General features: G+C 42.6%; 18 protein-coding genes. 9 read left to right on the top strand and 9 right to left on the bottom strand.

What is annotated here, in order from left to right; translation table 11 throughout:
- Positions 1-44 precede the first annotated feature (44 nt).
- From CI957_RS05025 to CI957_RS05040, 4 genes are all read right to left on the bottom strand, one after another.
- Positions 45-821, bottom strand: a complete 777-nt coding sequence (locus CI957_RS05025) for a sulfide-dependent adenosine diphosphate thiazole synthase (protein ID WP_128754353.1) — start codon at positions 819-821, stop codon at positions 45-47.
- 237 nt (positions 822-1,058) lie between these two features.
- Positions 1,059-1,424, bottom strand: a complete 366-nt coding sequence (locus CI957_RS05030; protein WP_105460832.1) for a response regulator — start codon at positions 1,422-1,424, stop codon at positions 1,059-1,061.
- 319 nt (positions 1,425-1,743) lie between these two features.
- Positions 1,744-2,235, bottom strand: coding sequence for a response regulator (locus CI957_RS05035; protein WP_128754354.1), 492 nt, complete (start codon positions 2,233-2,235; stop codon positions 1,744-1,746).
- A gap of 26 nt (positions 2,236-2,261) precedes the next feature.
- Positions 2,262-4,505 (bottom strand): PhnD/SsuA/transferrin family substrate-binding protein, encoded by a 2,244-nt coding sequence (locus CI957_RS05040; RefSeq protein WP_164909030.1) that lies wholly within the window; start codon positions 4,503-4,505, stop codon positions 2,262-2,264.
- A gap of 291 nt (positions 4,506-4,796) precedes the next feature.
- Here CI957_RS05040 and CI957_RS05045 point away from each other — a divergent pair, with 291 nt between their 5' ends.
- Positions 4,797-5,900: an AAA family ATPase gene (locus CI957_RS05045; RefSeq protein WP_128754356.1), complete on the top strand. Its 1,104-nt coding sequence runs from the start codon at positions 4,797-4,799 to the stop codon at positions 5,898-5,900.
- A gap of 14 nt (positions 5,901-5,914) precedes the next feature.
- Complete coding sequence (locus tag CI957_RS05050; RefSeq protein WP_128754357.1) at positions 5,915-6,178, top strand: hypothetical protein; 264 nt, start codon at positions 5,915-5,917, stop codon at positions 6,176-6,178.
- Positions 6,179-6,196: 18 nt separating this feature from the next.
- Here CI957_RS05050 and rnz read toward each other — a convergent pair whose 3' ends face one another.
- Positions 6,197-7,111, bottom strand: a complete 915-nt coding sequence (gene rnz, locus CI957_RS05055; protein ID WP_128754358.1) for a ribonuclease Z — start codon at positions 7,109-7,111, stop codon at positions 6,197-6,199.
- 152 nt (positions 7,112-7,263) lie between these two features.
- Here rnz and CI957_RS05060 point away from each other — a divergent pair, with 152 nt between their 5' ends.
- From CI957_RS05060 to CI957_RS05070, 3 genes are all read left to right on the top strand, one after another.
- A complete protein-coding gene (locus CI957_RS05060; RefSeq protein WP_096712771.1) occupies positions 7,264-7,641 on the top strand; it encodes a 30S ribosomal protein S8e in 378 nt (125 codons plus the stop codon).
- A 27-nt stretch (positions 7,642-7,668) separates the two neighbouring features.
- The gene (locus CI957_RS05065; protein WP_096712772.1) at positions 7,669-8,160 is read left to right on the top strand and encodes an Lrp/AsnC family transcriptional regulator; all 492 of its coding nucleotides are present in this window, start codon (positions 7,669-7,671) and stop codon (positions 8,158-8,160) included.
- Between the two features lie 89 nt (positions 8,161-8,249).
- Positions 8,250-9,341: an aminotransferase class I/II-fold pyridoxal phosphate-dependent enzyme gene (locus CI957_RS05070; protein ID WP_241645928.1), complete on the top strand. Its 1,092-nt coding sequence runs from the start codon at positions 8,250-8,252 to the stop codon at positions 9,339-9,341.
- A 32-nt stretch (positions 9,342-9,373) separates the two neighbouring features.
- Here CI957_RS05070 and CI957_RS05075 read toward each other — a convergent pair whose 3' ends face one another.
- Both CI957_RS05075 and CI957_RS05080 read right to left on the bottom strand, forming a co-directional pair.
- On the bottom strand, positions 9,374-10,150 hold the full coding sequence (locus CI957_RS05075; protein ID WP_096712774.1) for an NYN domain-containing protein: 777 nt from the start codon (positions 10,148-10,150) through the stop codon (positions 9,374-9,376).
- A gap of 173 nt (positions 10,151-10,323) precedes the next feature.
- The gene (locus CI957_RS05080; protein WP_096712775.1) at positions 10,324-10,707 is read right to left on the bottom strand and encodes a helix-turn-helix domain-containing protein; all 384 of its coding nucleotides are present in this window, start codon (positions 10,705-10,707) and stop codon (positions 10,324-10,326) included.
- A gap of 106 nt (positions 10,708-10,813) precedes the next feature.
- Between CI957_RS05080 and CI957_RS05085 the strand changes: the two genes are divergently transcribed.
- The 3 genes from CI957_RS05085 (at position 10,814) to CI957_RS05095 (ending at position 13,351) form a co-directional block, all read left to right on the top strand.
- Complete coding sequence (locus tag CI957_RS05085; RefSeq protein WP_128754359.1) at positions 10,814-11,497, top strand: DUF5591 domain-containing protein; 684 nt, start codon at positions 10,814-10,816, stop codon at positions 11,495-11,497.
- Positions 11,498-11,636: 139 nt separating this feature from the next.
- Entirely contained in the window at positions 11,637-12,530 is an 894-nt protein-coding gene (locus CI957_RS05090; protein ID WP_128754360.1) for a PAS domain S-box protein, read from the top strand.
- A complete protein-coding gene (locus tag CI957_RS05095; RefSeq protein ID WP_164909031.1) occupies positions 12,500-13,351 on the top strand; it encodes a HAMP domain-containing sensor histidine kinase in 852 nt (283 codons plus the stop codon). The genes CI957_RS05090 and CI957_RS05095 overlap by 31 nt, the downstream gene beginning before the upstream one ends.
- A 19-nt stretch (positions 13,352-13,370) precedes the next feature.
- Here CI957_RS05095 and cobD read toward each other — a convergent pair whose 3' ends face one another.
- The gene (gene cobD, locus CI957_RS05100) at positions 13,371-14,891 is read right to left on the bottom strand and encodes a threonine-phosphate decarboxylase CobD (protein WP_128754362.1); all 1,521 of its coding nucleotides are present in this window, start codon (positions 14,889-14,891) and stop codon (positions 13,371-13,373) included.
- Positions 14,892-15,378: 487 nt separating this feature from the next.
- The gene (locus CI957_RS10605) at positions 15,379-15,537 is read right to left on the bottom strand and encodes a hypothetical protein (protein WP_164909032.1); all 159 of its coding nucleotides are present in this window, start codon (positions 15,535-15,537) and stop codon (positions 15,379-15,381) included.
- A gap of 128 nt (positions 15,538-15,665) precedes the next feature.
- On the opposite strand from CI957_RS10605, the gene CI957_RS05105 reads away from it, so the two are divergent.
- A complete protein-coding gene (locus CI957_RS05105) occupies positions 15,666-16,616 on the top strand; it encodes a deoxyhypusine synthase family protein (protein WP_128754363.1) in 951 nt (316 codons plus the stop codon).
- The last annotated feature ends 11 nt before the right edge of the window (positions 16,617-16,627 follow it).

The raw sequence follows: 16,627 nt of genomic DNA on the forward strand, positions 1-16,627 counted from the left end.
GGCATCCTATACATGTATTTCTCTTAAATAAACTTTTCTCCATATCAGTCTTTCAGACGCGAAATTGCAAGCTGTGCCGCCTTTTCACCTGAGAGAAGCATCCCTCCAAAAACAGGACCCATCCGGGGAGAACCTGCAACGGCATTGGCAGCCATACCTGTAACTATCAAACCAGGATAAACCTCCCGGGTATTTTCCATTACAAGACGCTCACCGGTATCAGCCCACATTGGTTTTTCACCCACTACCTTCTTACCACCAAAAGCTCCGGGAATCTTGCGCTGAACAGTATTGCAGACAGTAGCTTCATGGCCGGTACCGTCAAGTACCAGGCGAGAACGGATTGTGAGAGGATCAACATGAAGACGGGCTATTTCAACTGCTGTCCAGTTAATAACAAGCCCGCATACCTCATCGTTATCCCGTATCATAACATCTTCAAAACTTACCAGATTGAATATTTCAACTCCGGCAGAAACCGCTGCACTTATGAGTTTACCCACAGTGCCAACCGAATTTGCCACATAGTAACCTTCTTCATACTCATTATAAGGCACATCAAAATCATCAAGGATCCTGCGCGCTTCTTCCTGGACCACAATACGCGGGAACATCATGCCACCGCCCCACATACCGCCTCCTACAGATAGTTTCTTCTCAAAAAGCACAGTTTTTAATCCTGCTTCTGCAAGATAACGTGCAGCAACAAGGTTTGCCGGGCCTCCACCCACAAGGGCCACATCAACATCAGTATAGTCCAGAAAAACATTGGTAAATTCTTCAACTATCGCTCGGGTAATAATTCTCTCATCAAGTTCCATGGATCTGCCTCAAATGCTGCTAATTCTCTCATTTGATAGGCCACATATATATTAAAACTATTGGGATACAGAAAGAACAAGACCACTGTGTATGAAATATATTGAAATATCCTTGCAAAAAGTGCCAGATATTTATTGAAAAGAGATTAGATACAGAGGCTATATTGTAATGAATGCAAGAGTAAAGCCCTTGAAAAAAGCATTTTATCCACCGTTGGAATCCCGAAATAATTGGAATCAATTTTCGACATAAGATGAGACGGTTTGTTGGAAATCATGTATGTCGATTGGTTTGGATATATAACCCGCACATCCTGCATCAATAAATTTCTTATCATCGCCCCTCATTGCATGTGCTGTCAATGCAACCACAGGTGTATCTTTTGCATTTTCAATCTCTTTGAATTTCTCCAGAACTTCAAGCCCATCCATTTTGGGCAGCTGCATATCAAGTAAGATGAGATCAAAAACATTATTCTCTGCAACTTCAAGAGCCTGTGAACCGTCTTCTGCCTGCATCACTTCATATCCGTAAGACTCAAGCAAGTCCACTGTAAGTTCCATGTTCATTGGATTGTCTTCAACTACAAGAATTGTGGTCATTCTAGTACCTCTAAATATGATTTGATAATTATCGATATGGCTGCCTTTTCCCGGAGAATACCTGACTGGTTTGATCACAAATTAAACTGCAAAGATATTGTAGAGTATGTTTTCACATATATATAGTAATAGGCATACAATTTATAAATCTGAACGTTTTACGCAAAAGCAGACATACAAATTATCAAAATTAATTCATATACCCATAAATCAAATTAATCGTTGTTAGCAGAATTAACCTGGATTTTCTTTGAATCAAGATGTTTTATTATTTCAATCAGATTATTGCGAGTGAAGGCACCTTTCTGGAGAATTGAAACTACATTACCTTCAAAAACCGCTTTCTTTCCATATCCTTGGCCGTATGAATAATTATAGGGATATCTGCAGTATTACTGTTTTCTCTCAGAGTTGCCATGACATCAAATCCACTTGTAATAAGCATCATCAAATCCAGGATAATGAGGTCCGGAGAATAGGAAAATGCTTTATCTTTATCGATAGCTTCCTGACCCCCATAGGCAGGTATCACATTATACCCCTCAATATCAAGGGAAGATTTGAGCATTTCTACTGCTGATGGATCATCGTCCACAACAAGTATTGAGGACGGAGAACCAGAGGAACTTCCCAAAACATCCCATCCATTCATTCCCGGCATCATGATATCAAGCAATATCGCGAAAGGTTTTACAACATCCACATAGCGGGATTCAAGATATCCACGAGAAAGGGGCAATACCCTGTAGCCGGCATTGACAACAGTTGATACCAGCAAATCACGTGATGAATAGTCATCCTCAATCACCATTACAATAGGTTCTTTGTTGCTGGAATTCAGAGGTTTTCCAAAAGAGGAAAAGGATCAATATCGGTGTTTTCAGAAGTATTTGTACTAGAATCAATAACATATTGGTCTTCGTCTGTTTCACCGGTTTCTTCAGGATTACCTTCACAGGAAACCTGACTTAAAGGAATCGTAAAGGTAAAGGTGCTGCCTTCTCCCTTTTTGCTTGTCACCCATACATCCCCGCCATGCATATTCACAAATTTTTTTACAAGAGACAAACCAAGACCTGTCCCTTCATAATTGCGTGAAGAAGATGTATCTTCCTGGGTAAAGGCATCGAATAAAGTATCCTGGGCCTTTTCAGATATCCCTACTCCGGTATCTGATACCGAAACCTGCAATACATCGTTTTCCACATGGGAAAGTAAACGCACCCTTCCCCCTTCGGGTGTAAATTTTATTGCATTGCTGAGGAGATTGTAAAGTATCTGCTTGAATTTGCCCTTATCGGCACATATCTCTTCAGAGTAATTATGTTCAACTGAAAGAGAAAGAGATTTCTTATTTCCAAGAGGCATAACTAGTTCCATCACTTCTTTGGAAGCCTCAGTTAAAGAGAAAGCCTCACATTCAAGCTCCATCTTACCGGCTTCCACTTTTGACAGGTCAAGGATATCATTAATCAGATTTAGCAGGTGTTTCCCGCTTTTGGCAATATTGGACACATATTTCTTCTGTGGATCATTGAGATCCCCCCTTACTTCTTCCAGCAGGATATCTGAAAATCCAATCACCGAATTTAAAGGTGTTCTCAGTTCATGGCTCATATTTGCCAGAAATTCACTCTTGGACCTGTTTGCCTGTTCTGCAGCCATTTTTGCATGGTTGAGAGCCTCTTCTATATTTTTTCGCTCAGTCATGTTGTATAGTACACCCACGATCACAAGATTCCCATTGGATTTTTCAAGTGGAAGAAGGGTTTCTTCAACCTGGTAACCTCCTATACTAAATTCAAACCTGCGAGTTTCACCATCAAGAGCAGCATACAGATGAGGAAGAAGGGTATCAAGAATATCTTTGGAAAGGACCTCTTCAGGTAGCTTACCTATGAAATCTTTTTTATTGAAATTGAGTTTATCAAGCATTTTACCCCCTATTGAAATATATCTCAAATCGCTGTCATGCAGAACAACTATTCCATTGGGAAAATTGGAAATGATCAATTCAAGCTGTTTATCGCGTTCCTTCTTTTCCTGTTCTGCACGGTCCCTCTGATCGATTTCTACCTGTAAACGACGATTCTTATTGTTAACAGCCTGACTGGCCCCTGCAAGAGTAACTGTTGTGATACCCATTAAAAGAAAAACATACCAATACTGATTAATCACATCGGAAAGAGCGACTTCACCATAGTTTTCATACGGCCCCAATCTTAATTCCTTCATACATTCGTGGACCGGTCCATAATCCAGGGGAACTGTCCAGCCTGCATATCCACCTTTTATGGTAGCTTCCGAAAAACGAGGCAATTGAAGCAGGTTAGCAAGCATTTTTTCGGCTACATCCTCAGATACATGAGAACTGCGGGAAAATGCCCACTGTGGATATAGACGAGTGCTGTGCTTCTGTAAGAAAGAAGAATCAAAATTATCTCCCTCATGTAAACCAGGAGAATGATCCACGTTCAAGCACTTGATATCAACAAAAGAAATCTTGCCTTCCTTTTTCATCGATTCAAGGATCCCGGTACTAACGATCCCCACATCAACCTCCCCGGAAAGCACTGCTTCTACCACTTTGTCCTCTGTACCCCCATAAGTGACATCCATGGCATCTATATCCAATCCTGCATCATTAAATTCTCTCGCAGCCATCCACCAACCCCCAAAGGAATGTTCGTTAACTGCCATTACCGATAAACTTTCAACGTCATTAAGAGAATTCACATCGATCCTGTCGTTTTTAGTGAAGATGACTGAACCAAAGACAGTGTATGAGCGGCCTCCCCAGGATTCTTTCAAAGTTGCTATTCTCTGTACATTGTGATCGACTTCCAGCTCAACATATACCAAAGGATTTGTGATAAGGAAATCAATTTGTTCATTAGCTACTTCAGAAGTCATCTGTCCAAAATCCATGGGGACAAGCACTACATCTTTTTCCGGGAAACCGGCATCCAGATAATCTATAGTAGGACCCCACCTCTCCATTGCAGCTTCATCTCCCCTGTTTGCAAGCACTCCTATCCTGAGAGGGTCGCCGGAAGCAGAAACTACAATACTGCAAGTCAAAATAATAAATAATACAGCGATAGACATACATAGATACCGGGATATGGGTTTCATGGGTAAATATATAGAGAAATTATCTGTTATAAATATAACCAAATAAATTAGTATACGAAGACAGAGAATACATATAAGTTCACCCATCTAATCAATATAAAGCAGTAATAATACATCCGAAAGTAGCAGAAAGTTATTACTTTCTCCAACCGGCTATCTAAAATTTAATTTTACAGGAAAATCTTATGGATAAACTTTAATACTGCAACACGACCCATATGACCTAAAGGAGAAAATATGGCAAGATCCGCACAACGTCCCAGTCTGAAAAAAATACCCCAGGAAGCAATCGAAGCAAAAGAAGCTACTGCAGAAATAGTAATTTTGCAACCTATTGGTTATCCCCTCTGTGGAATTATTGAAGAATATCCACGCATCGAAGAACCCGAACTTTTCGAATGTTATGCGAGAATGCAATGGAATGGTTACATTGCCCGAAAAAACGATTACCTCTTTGACCAACGGATGTTCCCCGATTTTGCATACAGGATCCAGGAAGTAAGACCCGAAGCTACAATAATCGGCCAATCCACAACAATTGTAGTAAATCAGGAAGAGAAAGAAAAAACGGATATCGAATATCCCGTAGAAATTGCATTTGATGATATAGTAGGACAGGTTAAAGCAAAACGCAAATGCAAGCTCATCGAGCGATATCTGGAAGAACCCGAGAGGTTTGGCAAATGGGCACCCCGCAACATTCTGTTTCATGGACCATCAGGCACAGGAAAGACCATGGTTGCAAAAGCCCTTGCAAATAAAACTGATGTGGCATTCCTCCCGATCAAAGCCACACAACTAATAGGAGAATTTGTGGGAGAAGGTTCCAGGCAGATACACCAGCTATATGAAAGAGCTGGCGAACTTGCACCCAGCATTATTTTCATAGACGAGCTGGATGCCATTGCCCTTGACAGACGATACCAGGAACTCAGGGGCGATGTAGCCGAGATTGTCAACGCCCTGCTCACAGAAATGGACGGCATCAGCCAAAGTGAAGGAGTATGCACCATCTGCGCCACAAACAGGACAGCGGTACTCGACGGGGCAGTAAGGAGCCGTTTTGAAGAGGAGATAGAGTTTGTACTTCCCGATAAGGAAGAAAGAAAACAAATAATAGAATTAAATCTACAGACATTCCCCATAAAAGCTGAAGCTAACGTTGGTGAACTTGCAAAACTGACCAACGGCCTTTCGGGAAGAGATATTGTGGAAAAAATTCTCAAAAGTGCCCTTCACAATGCAATAATGGATGACAGGGAAAAGGTTGAAGCACATTATTTTGAAAAAGCTGCGTCCGGGTTGCAGAAAAAGGAAACAAACACCCACCTTTACGCCTGATAAGAGGTGACAAAGTGACAGAAATAGAAGAATCAGACAGGTTCGAGTGCAAAGTTGTCAACATAATAAACAACCTGAAATGGAAAGGAGTAATGGTCAAAGAAATAAAAAGTGGAGGGAATGTTTATTTTGCCCGCACTGATCCTAAAAGGGATTTAAAACCAGGAGACACCCTGTATCTGGGAGTCAGAGAATTACCCAGCCAGATGGAAGAGATGCAGGCCGAAGTTACCCTCTACGACAAAAATGATGAGAAAATCGATTGGACCTTCATTTAAAAACACCTGACTGCCCCATTATTCCCCATAGAGGACTTCAAACTCCACTAGGTCCTCTGCCACACAGGTATTTTCGAAAACTTCTTTTGCCTCCTCCAAAAGTACTGAAGAATCGTCAGTATACCTCGAGCTGATATGGGTCAGAATAAGACGCTTTACCCCTGCTTTTTGTGCCACCTCCGCAGCCTCTTTTGCGGTCGAATGCAATGATTCCCTGGCCCAATCAGCTTTTTCCTGTGCAAGTGTGCCATCATGAATCAATACATCAACGTTTTTACTTGCTTTAATAACTGTCTCACAGGGACGGGTGTCACCGGTATAGATAAGTTTACGCCCTCTGCGACAGGGACCTATCACTTCATTCGGATGGATGGTCCTGCCATTTACTTCTACAGATTCCCCTTTCTGGAGACGGGAATAAAGGGGGCCCACAGGTATACCCAGCTCTTCAGCACGACGACGGTCAAATCTGCCAGGGCGGTCATTTTCCACAAGAGCATAGGCAAGAGAAGGAACACTGTGCTCACTTTCAATTGCATTGATCACATAACCCTCCCGCCGGACAATATCCCCGGCTTCAAGAGGTACTGCTTTGACCTCAAAATTCAAACGGCAGTAACCAAGTAGTGATACCATTTTTACAAATTGTTCCACCCGGGCAGGACCGTATATATTCAGTGGAGCATCCCTGCCGTGGAAAGAAAGAGTTTGCAAAAGGCCGGGAATTCCCAACACATGATCTGCATGAAAATGTGTAATGAATATAGAAGAGAGGGACATCATGCCAGTCCTGGCACGCATCATTTGCTGCTGGGTACCCTCCCCACAGTCAAAAAGCAGCAATTCCCCATCCCTGTTGACCAGGATGGAAGAGGGATTTCTGTTCACAGTTGGGAGAGCTCCCCCGGTACCAAGGAACACTACACGAAGCATAATAAATATCATAAGTAAAAGCATTATTTATGATTATCCAAGCTCGTGAGTAGTCTATATTCGAAAGGTTCATATACAATATTACAATTAATGAGCTCTCCTAATAGCAAAGCTTAGTATTATACTTAAATCACAAAACAGAGGTTCCAATCATGATATCCCAGGGAAGATCAAAGAGAACGGCCACAGCTGCCAAGAGAAAAACAGCACGCGGAAAAAGGAAATACGAAATCGGCAGTGAACCTGCAGAAACACATGTCGCAGAAACCAGAAGAAAACCCGTAAAAACAAGGGGCGGCTCCCACAAAGTAAAACTCCTTCAGGAAAAAATTGCCAATGTCACCGATCCCTCTACCGGCAAGACAGCAGCAGTCACAATAGAGAATGTTACCGACAACGAAGCCAACGAGCACTACGTCAGGCGTAACATACTCACAAAAGGCAGCATCATCAAGACCGAACTTGGAGATGCCAGGATAACCAGTCGTCCGGGTCAGGATGGCGTTGTCAACGCAATTCTTACAAAATAAACAAAAAATACAGGTGGCTCAAAGAGCATGGACAGGAAAACAAGGGATATATTGGAGATTCTGGAAAATGATGCCAGGTCAAGCCTTGAGGACATTTCCGCCCTTGTTGACATGACTCCGGAAGAAGTCCAGAAGCGAATCCATCAGCTTGAAAAAGCAAAGATAATCCGCAAATATAAAACAGTGATTGACTGGGAACTTGCTGGAGAAGATTATGTCTATGCAATCATTGAACTGAAGGTAACACTGGAACGCAAACAGGGATACCAGCGTATCGCAGAAAGACTGTACCGTTTCCCCGAAGTGCGTTCTGTCAGACTGCTTTCAGGAGAACATGACATAACCCTTACGGTCCGTGGCAAATCCATGAAGCAGGTCGCTTTTTTTGTTGCAGAAAAGATAGCCACCCTGGAACAGGTGCATAATACTGCCACCCATTTCGTACTCAAGACATACAAAGAAGACGGGTTGATTATGGAAGAGCCCGAACATGTAAAACGTCTGCCGGTTTCCCCCTAAAGGAGGTATGAGAACTGACAGACACTTCACGCTTTGTAGCCAGTTATCTGGATAGAGTACCCCCTTCGGGGATCCGCCGATTTTTTGACATGGTCTCCAACAATGAGGATATAATATCCCTCGGAGTTGGAGAACCCGATTATATTACTCCCTGGCACATCCGGGAAGCCTGCATTCATTCACTGGAACAGGGAGAAACATCCTATACATCCAACTATGGACTTGTAGAACTCAGGGATGAAATATCCAGGACCTATACCCAGAAACACGGATTATACTATGACCTTACATCCGAAATACTGGTGACATCGGGAGTAAGTGAGGCACTGGACCTGGCGGTGCGTGCTATCACCGATCCGGGTGATGAGATTATAATTGTGGAGCCCTCTTACGTTGCCTATGCACCTGCAATCATTTTTGCAGGAGGAAACCCGGTTGCCGTACAAACATTCAGGGAAGACAAATTCAAACTTACCTCCGAAAACCTGAAAAAAGCGATCACTCCAAAAACCAAAGCTATCCTGCTCAATTATCCAAACAACCCCACCGGAGCAGTGATGGATAAAAAGGAACTGGAACCCATCGCAGATATTGTGGAAGAACACGATATAATGGTCATCTCGGATGAAGTCTATGAAAGGATGACCTATGACACACAGCATACATGTTTTGCCTCCCTGGATGGCATGAGGCAACGCACCATAGTCCTCAATGGCTTTTCCAAGGCATATTCGATGACCGGATTTAGAATGGCCTATGCACTTGCCCCTGCACCGGTGTTAGCAGCCATGATGCGCATACACCAGTATAGCATGCTTTGTGCCCCGATAACCGCACAGGTAGGAGCGATAGAGGCCCTCAAGAACGGTGAAGAAGAAGTGGAGAAAATGGTCAATGAATATAACCGGCGTCGCAGACTTATTGTCAAAGGGTTCAATAATATCGGCCTGGACTGCTTCAACCCGGGAGGAGCTTTTTACGCATTCCCATCTGTTGCATCCACAGGCCTGACATCGGAACAATTTGCCGAAAGACTGCTTGAACAGCAACAGGTTGTCACCATACCAGGAGATGTGTTCGGCAGGGCAGGAAATGGATATCTCAGATGTGCCTATGCGGCCTCCAGGGAAAACATCAAGGAAGCTCTTGAGAGAATCGAGACTTTCATATCAGACATCTAAAACCAATTCCGTAAAGCAATTGTAAAGGAAAATCACTTCCCATCGCTTTTCTTATCCTTCACGTAAATCAACCGGTTATTGCTGGAATTATCCGCCCGGACCTCATCGATATCAAAAAGGTCTATTGCCCGGAAAATGTCCCACATTTTTTTGTAACCATAATTACGAGGATCAAAATCCGGCTGTTTCTGCACAAGATTGCTGCCCACATTGCCCAGGAAGGCCCAGCCACTTTCTTCAGCTGAATCTTCTACAGCATCCCTTAGCATTTTAACTAGCTTGCTGTCACCTTTGAGGCGGTTGGTATCCCATTTTCCCTGGGCCTGCATTGGTGACTCAGAGACTGTGCCTACTACATCTTCCTCTTTACGCAGGTTTTCCGTATATATGAACTTGTCACAAGCCGCAATAAAGGGTTTTGGAGTCTTGATTTCTCCGAAACCGTAGACTTTGCGACCTGATTCCCTGATCCGGGATGAAAGGCGTGTGAAATCACTGTCACTAGAAACAATACAGAAACCATCCAGGGGCTCGGAATAAAGCAAATCCATCGCATCGATAATAAGGGAACTATCGGTAGCATTTTTCCCGTAAGTATAGCTGAATTGCTGTATCGGCTGGATGGAGTGTTCCAGGAGATTGTCCTTCCAGTTTTTAAGGTTGGGACGCGTCCAGTCACCATAAATCCTTTTTACACTTGCAATCCCGTATTTGGCTATTTCCGAAAAAAGTCCCTCCACTATGGAAGGTTGTGCATTGTCAGCATCGATAAGTACTGCCAGTTTCTTCTGTGCTGCATCGGTCTCCATTAATATTCCCCAAAAAGATAGTGCAAAATCCAGAGCACATCGATCTAGTGAACTACACCTGAGCTAAAGACTCAGGTGCTTCCTGCTTCATACTTTTTCCCAAAGGAAACAAGTCCACAGGCTCTCCCCGTAGTTCCTACGGTGCTTCAAATACCTATCAAATTCTGCTTAGGTTATGGCATTTCGTCCCCTACAAGTTCCTTGTCAATTTTATTGATAAGATGGCTGACTTTATCATACCACTGGTCTACACTTTCCTGAAGCATTCGCCTGACCTCTGCCGGATTTACGGCCACATATTCATAAAAATAGCCACCTACATCAATGGTATGGGTTTCCCTGTAAACAAGCCCACAGGAGATCAGGTTCTGGAGAGAACGATAAGCTGTACTGCGTTCACGGCCCAGATGCTTTCCGAGTTTTTCGGCTGTCAGAGGGCCATTGGAAAGCAGTATTTTGTAAGCCTTTAGATCCAAATCCTTTAAACCCAGAATACACTTGGCAACATCATCGCATTCACAATTAGCTTTGAGCATTTCCGAAATTGAACCCATCATTTTAAATTTCACCTGAAGCTCTATAAAAAAAAGCTGCACAGATTGTACAAAACCATACTAATCAAATCGTTAATTATATATATAGTTTTTCAGCAACGGTAGTCCAGTGCCCACTATAATACCAGAAAATGAAAGGTCAGATGAACCGCTTGATACAGAGCGATTAATTTATCATCCGGACATGATACGTGCCAATGAGTGGGTCCTCAATGAATATGAGGCACCTACACGCAAATTCTGCATATTCGTCCCCTGTTCTATGAGGAAACCCTATCATACGAGTCCATCCCACAGGATGTATGACAGGATCATTTTTGACCTGCTAAAGCCCGAAGATGTCCATATAGTAGTTTTTGGAACCTGTGGCGTAACTCCACGGGAAATCGATAATGAATATCCTTTTACAGATTATAAATTCATGATGGGAAAATGCAATGTGGCAAAGATCAAGCGGGATTTTATAAGTATGGAAAGCAAAAGACTTGCAACATACCTCGAGAAGACCCGTGACAACTATAGCCACAGGATAGCCTATTGCACAGGTGACTTCAGGAAGGCGATGCTCAAGGGTCTTGAAAAAACAGATATTGAAGTAGAAATCGCCCCCCGACAAAAAACAATGGAGGAACACATCCGCCCCAACAAGAGATTCATTTATGGAAGTTTGAGCCAGAAAGGATATCTTCAGGACCTCTCCGATACAATCACCGATAAATTGGGAATTGAAAGAAGAGTAGTAGGGATTGATCCTGAGTTTTCAGAAAACGATAATGACTGGTATCTTTTGTGAACAAGGGCATAAATGCAAAATCAGTTGCTCCCTCACACCAATAAAATATACGCAAAGAGCAATCCACAGATGCCATAATATACACTAATCCTGATTTTACAATCAATTTTGTGAACCGAACTGCAGAAGAGATGTTCGGATGACCTTGCCTGAAATAAAAGGCAAATCAATAACAATTTTCCATGAGCAAGAGCTGACCTCGGAACAGAAAAAAGAAATGTTCTCAAACCTCTATTCAGGAAAGCCTCATGATATTGAAGATGCCAGTAAACGCAAGGATGGAAGCACGTTCTGCTGCCAGATTAAAATATCACCTCTTTTTACAGAAAAATCCAGAATATACGGACACCTGGGAATAATAAGGGACATCACTGAAGAAAAACAGAATGAAGACAGTTTGGTAAAAGAAATCGACCTTTTAACCGGCCTAATCGGCACTGCCAGAGTGATTGTGGCTGTTCTTGACAGGCAGGGAAAGATAGTATATTATAATCCCCATATGGAAAAACTTTCCGGCTACAAACTCAAGGAAGTAAAGGGAGAAGATTGGTTTTCCAGATTCATACCTGACAGAGAAAGGGGAAATATCAAATCCGTATTCAAAAAGGCGATTTGCAGTCACTCTACTGAAGGCAATATCAACCCTATTGTCACAAAAGAAGGCAATGAAATCATTGTCGATTGGTATGACACGACACTAAAAGATGATGAGGGAGAAGTAACCGGCCTTCTTGCCATCGGAAATGACATTACACAAAGAGTCGAAGTTGAAGAAAAGTTAAAGACAATATATGAAAACATGCCCGGCGGCATCCTGATGATAGGTCAGGATTACATTATAAAAGATGTAAACTACCGTACATGTGAGATTACAGGTTATAAAAAAGAAGAACTCGTCGGACAACTATGTGATATCGTTTGCCCCAAGGGATCCGCCTCAAAAAAATGCCCCATATGGGAGGAGGGGGAGGAAGGATTCAGAGGAATGGATACCGCAATAAAGTGCAAAAACGGAATAAAAAACCCATATTGAAAAATGCACAGGAAATTACCATAAAAGGGGATACATACATTCTGGAACTGTTTCAGGACATATCGGAACGCAAAAATGCCGAAGAAAATGCCATCGAAGCAAAAAAGGCTGCAGAAGAAGCGAACCAGGCCAAGAGTGAATTTCTGGCAAATATGAGTCATGAATTGAGAACACCTTTGAATTCGGTGATTGGATTTTCCGATATCCTGCTGGAAGAAGTAAAAGGTGAACTCAATGATCCCCAGAAGAAATATGTGTCCAACATTGCCAGAAGTGGCAAACATCTGCTAAGTCTGATTAATGATATTCTTGATCTTTCAAAGATAGAGGCAGGACAAAAACAACTTGAATACAGTAGTTTTGAGCTGCATGAAGCATTGGATGAGATCAGTAAATTAACCAAACCCCTAATCTCCAAAAAGAATATAGGCCTGCAAATGGAGTTACCTTCTGAAGATATCAGGGTTTATGCCGACAGGAAAAAGTTCAAACAGATTATGTACAACCTGCTGAGCAATGCAGCCAAGTTCACCCCGGATAAAGGAACAATTACAATTATTGCCAATCAAGAAAAGGACAAATTGAAAGTTGCAGTCTCGGACACCGGCATAGGCATACCCGAGAGCGAGCAGGCTACAATTTTTGAACCATTCCAGCAGGTCAAATCCTCCAAATCCAGTGAACATAAGGGCACCGGACTGGGGCTTTCCCTTGTCAGGGAACTAGTGGAAATGCATGGTGGGCAGGTCGGACTGAAAAGTGAGGTCGGGAAAGGAAGTACATTTACCTTCACAATCCCGGATAAACCGACTACGAATTGATAATCAGGGATGGTATAAATTATAAACCGACACCTATTACTTCATCCCAGGCTTTTTTGAGACTGACGTCAGTACCACCATCCTCCATGAGAATGTTAAGCATCTTGTGTACAACATCTGAATTATGGACAAGCACACAGTCCTCACAGCTCCAAACCCTGCTGCCTGTAGTGCTATCTATCCATTTACCCCCCGTGCGCGTATCTTCGCATGGGTAGAAGGGACAGAAACAGAAAGTACAGTCCTGGCCTTCGAAATGACAGGGATAATACTCACAGGTATTGCGGCTTGAAGAACATCCGCAAGAAGCCCCTTTGATGGTTTCCTTCAGTTTTTCCTCGGCATAATCCTTGCCGGATTCTGTAAGGACCTCACCAATAGTATGAATCAGTATATCCGTTTCTTCAGGAGGGCGGACGGCAAGCCGGATAAAATCGTTTTCCATCAGCGGGAAAGAACTGCAATCCCTGATAAGCACACCATGTCTTGCAAGTCTTTCTGTAAGTTCTACAGAATCCATAAGGAGCTCGGAGATATCCACAAGTATATAATTTACAGAACTTGAATGAGGATGAAAACCATAGATATCATTCAGTCTCTCTACAAGATAATCCCTGTATTCAGTTATCTTCTGGCGGGACACATTCAGGTATGCTGACTCCATACCGCCCTCCATCCCCATCAGGGAACATCCCACCTCTTCGGCAAGAGAGCCCATATTCCAGGGCAGACGGGCAGTATTCAATTTTTCAGCCATTGTCTCAGATGCGACACCAAATCCCATACGTATACCCGGTAGTGCAAATGATTTGGTAAGTGACCTCATTACGAAAACATGATCATTAGAGATGGCAACATCAACGACAGTACTTGATATATCGGATAGTTCAATAAAAGCTTCATCAACAAAAAGCAGGGTACCGGTTTCTGCACAAAGTCCTGCAAGGCGCAGGATATCTTCCCTTGCCAGCAACTTACCTGTAGGATTGTTGGGATTGCAAACAAAAAGGATACGTGCCGATTCCAGGGCATCCTCAGAGATGGAAAGCAGGGATTCTACCGGATAATACACAATTTTTGCCCCTGCCACCCTGCATTGCTGCTCATATTCAGCAAAGGTGGGCTGGGGAATCATTACCTCATCCCCTTCATTGAGAATACAACCGGCGACAAGCCTGATGATTTCCGACGAACCATTACCGGGGACAATGTTAACAGCATCTGCACCCCCTCCTACAAAAAAGGCAGCTGCAGCTCTGTATTCAAGATAGCGATTATCAGGATATTGGCCCATTTTTTCAAAGGAAGTGGCAAACAAATCCTGCAGGTCCATATCCCATTCAGGATTATCAAAAGGGCTGCCCAGAGGATTCAAACTGGCACTAAAATCCACTATATCGGAGAGGGGAATGGAATACTGCTGTGAGGTCTTCCGGATAAGTCCGCCATGGGTTGAAGGAATTAACTCAAGTATATTTTCTTTGAAGGGGAGCATATGTTTATCATCTGCCGGCTTTAATTGGTGTTTTTCAAGATGCATGAAGTTATATAAAGCAATTTTTAGCAGCGAACTTATTATTAATATAATTTATGATATGGGCACTGTTCAGTAAAAGCATCTTTCCCATTGATAATGGTATATGAATTTAGATTTTGATGATTTCTGATGTAATTATGATAAGCGATAAACATTTGTATTCAGTTATTAATATGCTGAACAAGTCCCTCTTTATGTGGGAAAGATTTATCGAACATCTTAATCCTCCTTTTAAATGATTTGAACCATCGCTCGATATAATTTCTGATACCCCCGGATATTACAGTTCTCTTAATCCCGAGTTTCTCTATAACAGTGTACCATGGCCCCCATCCACAACTGCCCTCTTTGGTATGCCGCGTATAAGAACCAGTACTGGCTTGCAAACTGTACTTTCAACTACTATGGTATCTGGTAATTTACCAGCATAAGGCTGATGCACAAGCTGAATTTCTGTACCCGGTAATGTACTCCCCTGTAACTTATCGATTCACCAAAATATGATAATAGTTCTGAGGTTTTCCTCAAACTTAAGTCCCTGCTGGTACACAAGTATGGATAATGCTATGGCTTTTAGATCCCTTCTTTTCCTTTGCACGAAAGATTTAAGGTCTACCGGTATTAAATCTAATAATGCATTCTGTTCCATTTTCATCCCCTTTAAATGGGGTATGAATCCCCCTATTTATTTCTTAACTGAACAATGCCCACACAAATGCCGAACAACTTTTTAAGTGAATAAGAACATGAATTGTATCCTAAAAGTCGTGATATACAATGGTTCAGGTAAAGGATCTCCACTGGAAAAAAGACATGAGGGTGTCAGAACTCGTTGATTCCTATGAGAATGTGGGTTTTCAGAGTGTAGAACTGCATCGGGCATCCGAAGTAATCGTCAAGATGAAAAAGGATTCAGCAAAGGTTTTCCTTACATTTACCTCTAACATGGTTACTTCCGGGCTGAGAGGATTTTTTGCCCAGCTAATTGAATTGGGAATTGCAGATGTGCTTGTTACAACAGTCGGGGGCCTTGAAGAAGATATAATGAAGGCTACCGGGGAAGTTTTCTCCATCGGCAACTTCAATACAGACGATGTGGAACTCCATGAGAGAGGAATAAACAGAGTCGGGAATCTCCTGATCCAGAATCAAAGTTACATGAATTTCGAGGATATGATCACAGATATTCTCAGGAAACTTTACGCTAAGCAAAACCGATGGTCTGTATCAGAGATGCTGCGGGAAATCGGCCTGCTTTTGGATGACCAAAACTCAATCCTTTACCAGGCAGCAAAGAATAATGTGCCTGTTTTCTGTCCCGCCATAACCGATGGTGCCTTCGGATTCCACCTGTTTCTTTTCCAGCAGGAAAACCCGGATTTCATAGTTGATGTCGTGAAAGATTTCGGCAACATCCTCCTTACCACCAGCTATGATGACAGGAAAGGAGTGATCGCCCTGGGTGGTTCAATATCCAAACATCATGCAATCCTTGCTACATTGCTCAATGGAGGGGCGGAATACGCTGTATACATGACCACGGCCCACCGCACTTCAGGGAGCATGTCCGGTGCCAATACAAGTGAAGCAAAATCCTGGGGCAAAGTTAAGGACGAAAGTGATATTGCCACGGTTATCGGTGATGTAAGCATAACCTTCCCCATGGCAATGACACGAGCACTGGATGAACTATACGAAGAAGGATTACTGAATATAGAAAATAAATAAAGAGATTTATA

The organism is Methanohalophilus sp. WG1-DM (assembly GCF_004104135.1).
Lineage (GTDB): Archaea > Halobacteriota > Methanosarcinia > Methanosarcinales > Methanosarcinaceae > Methanohalophilus > Methanohalophilus euhalobius.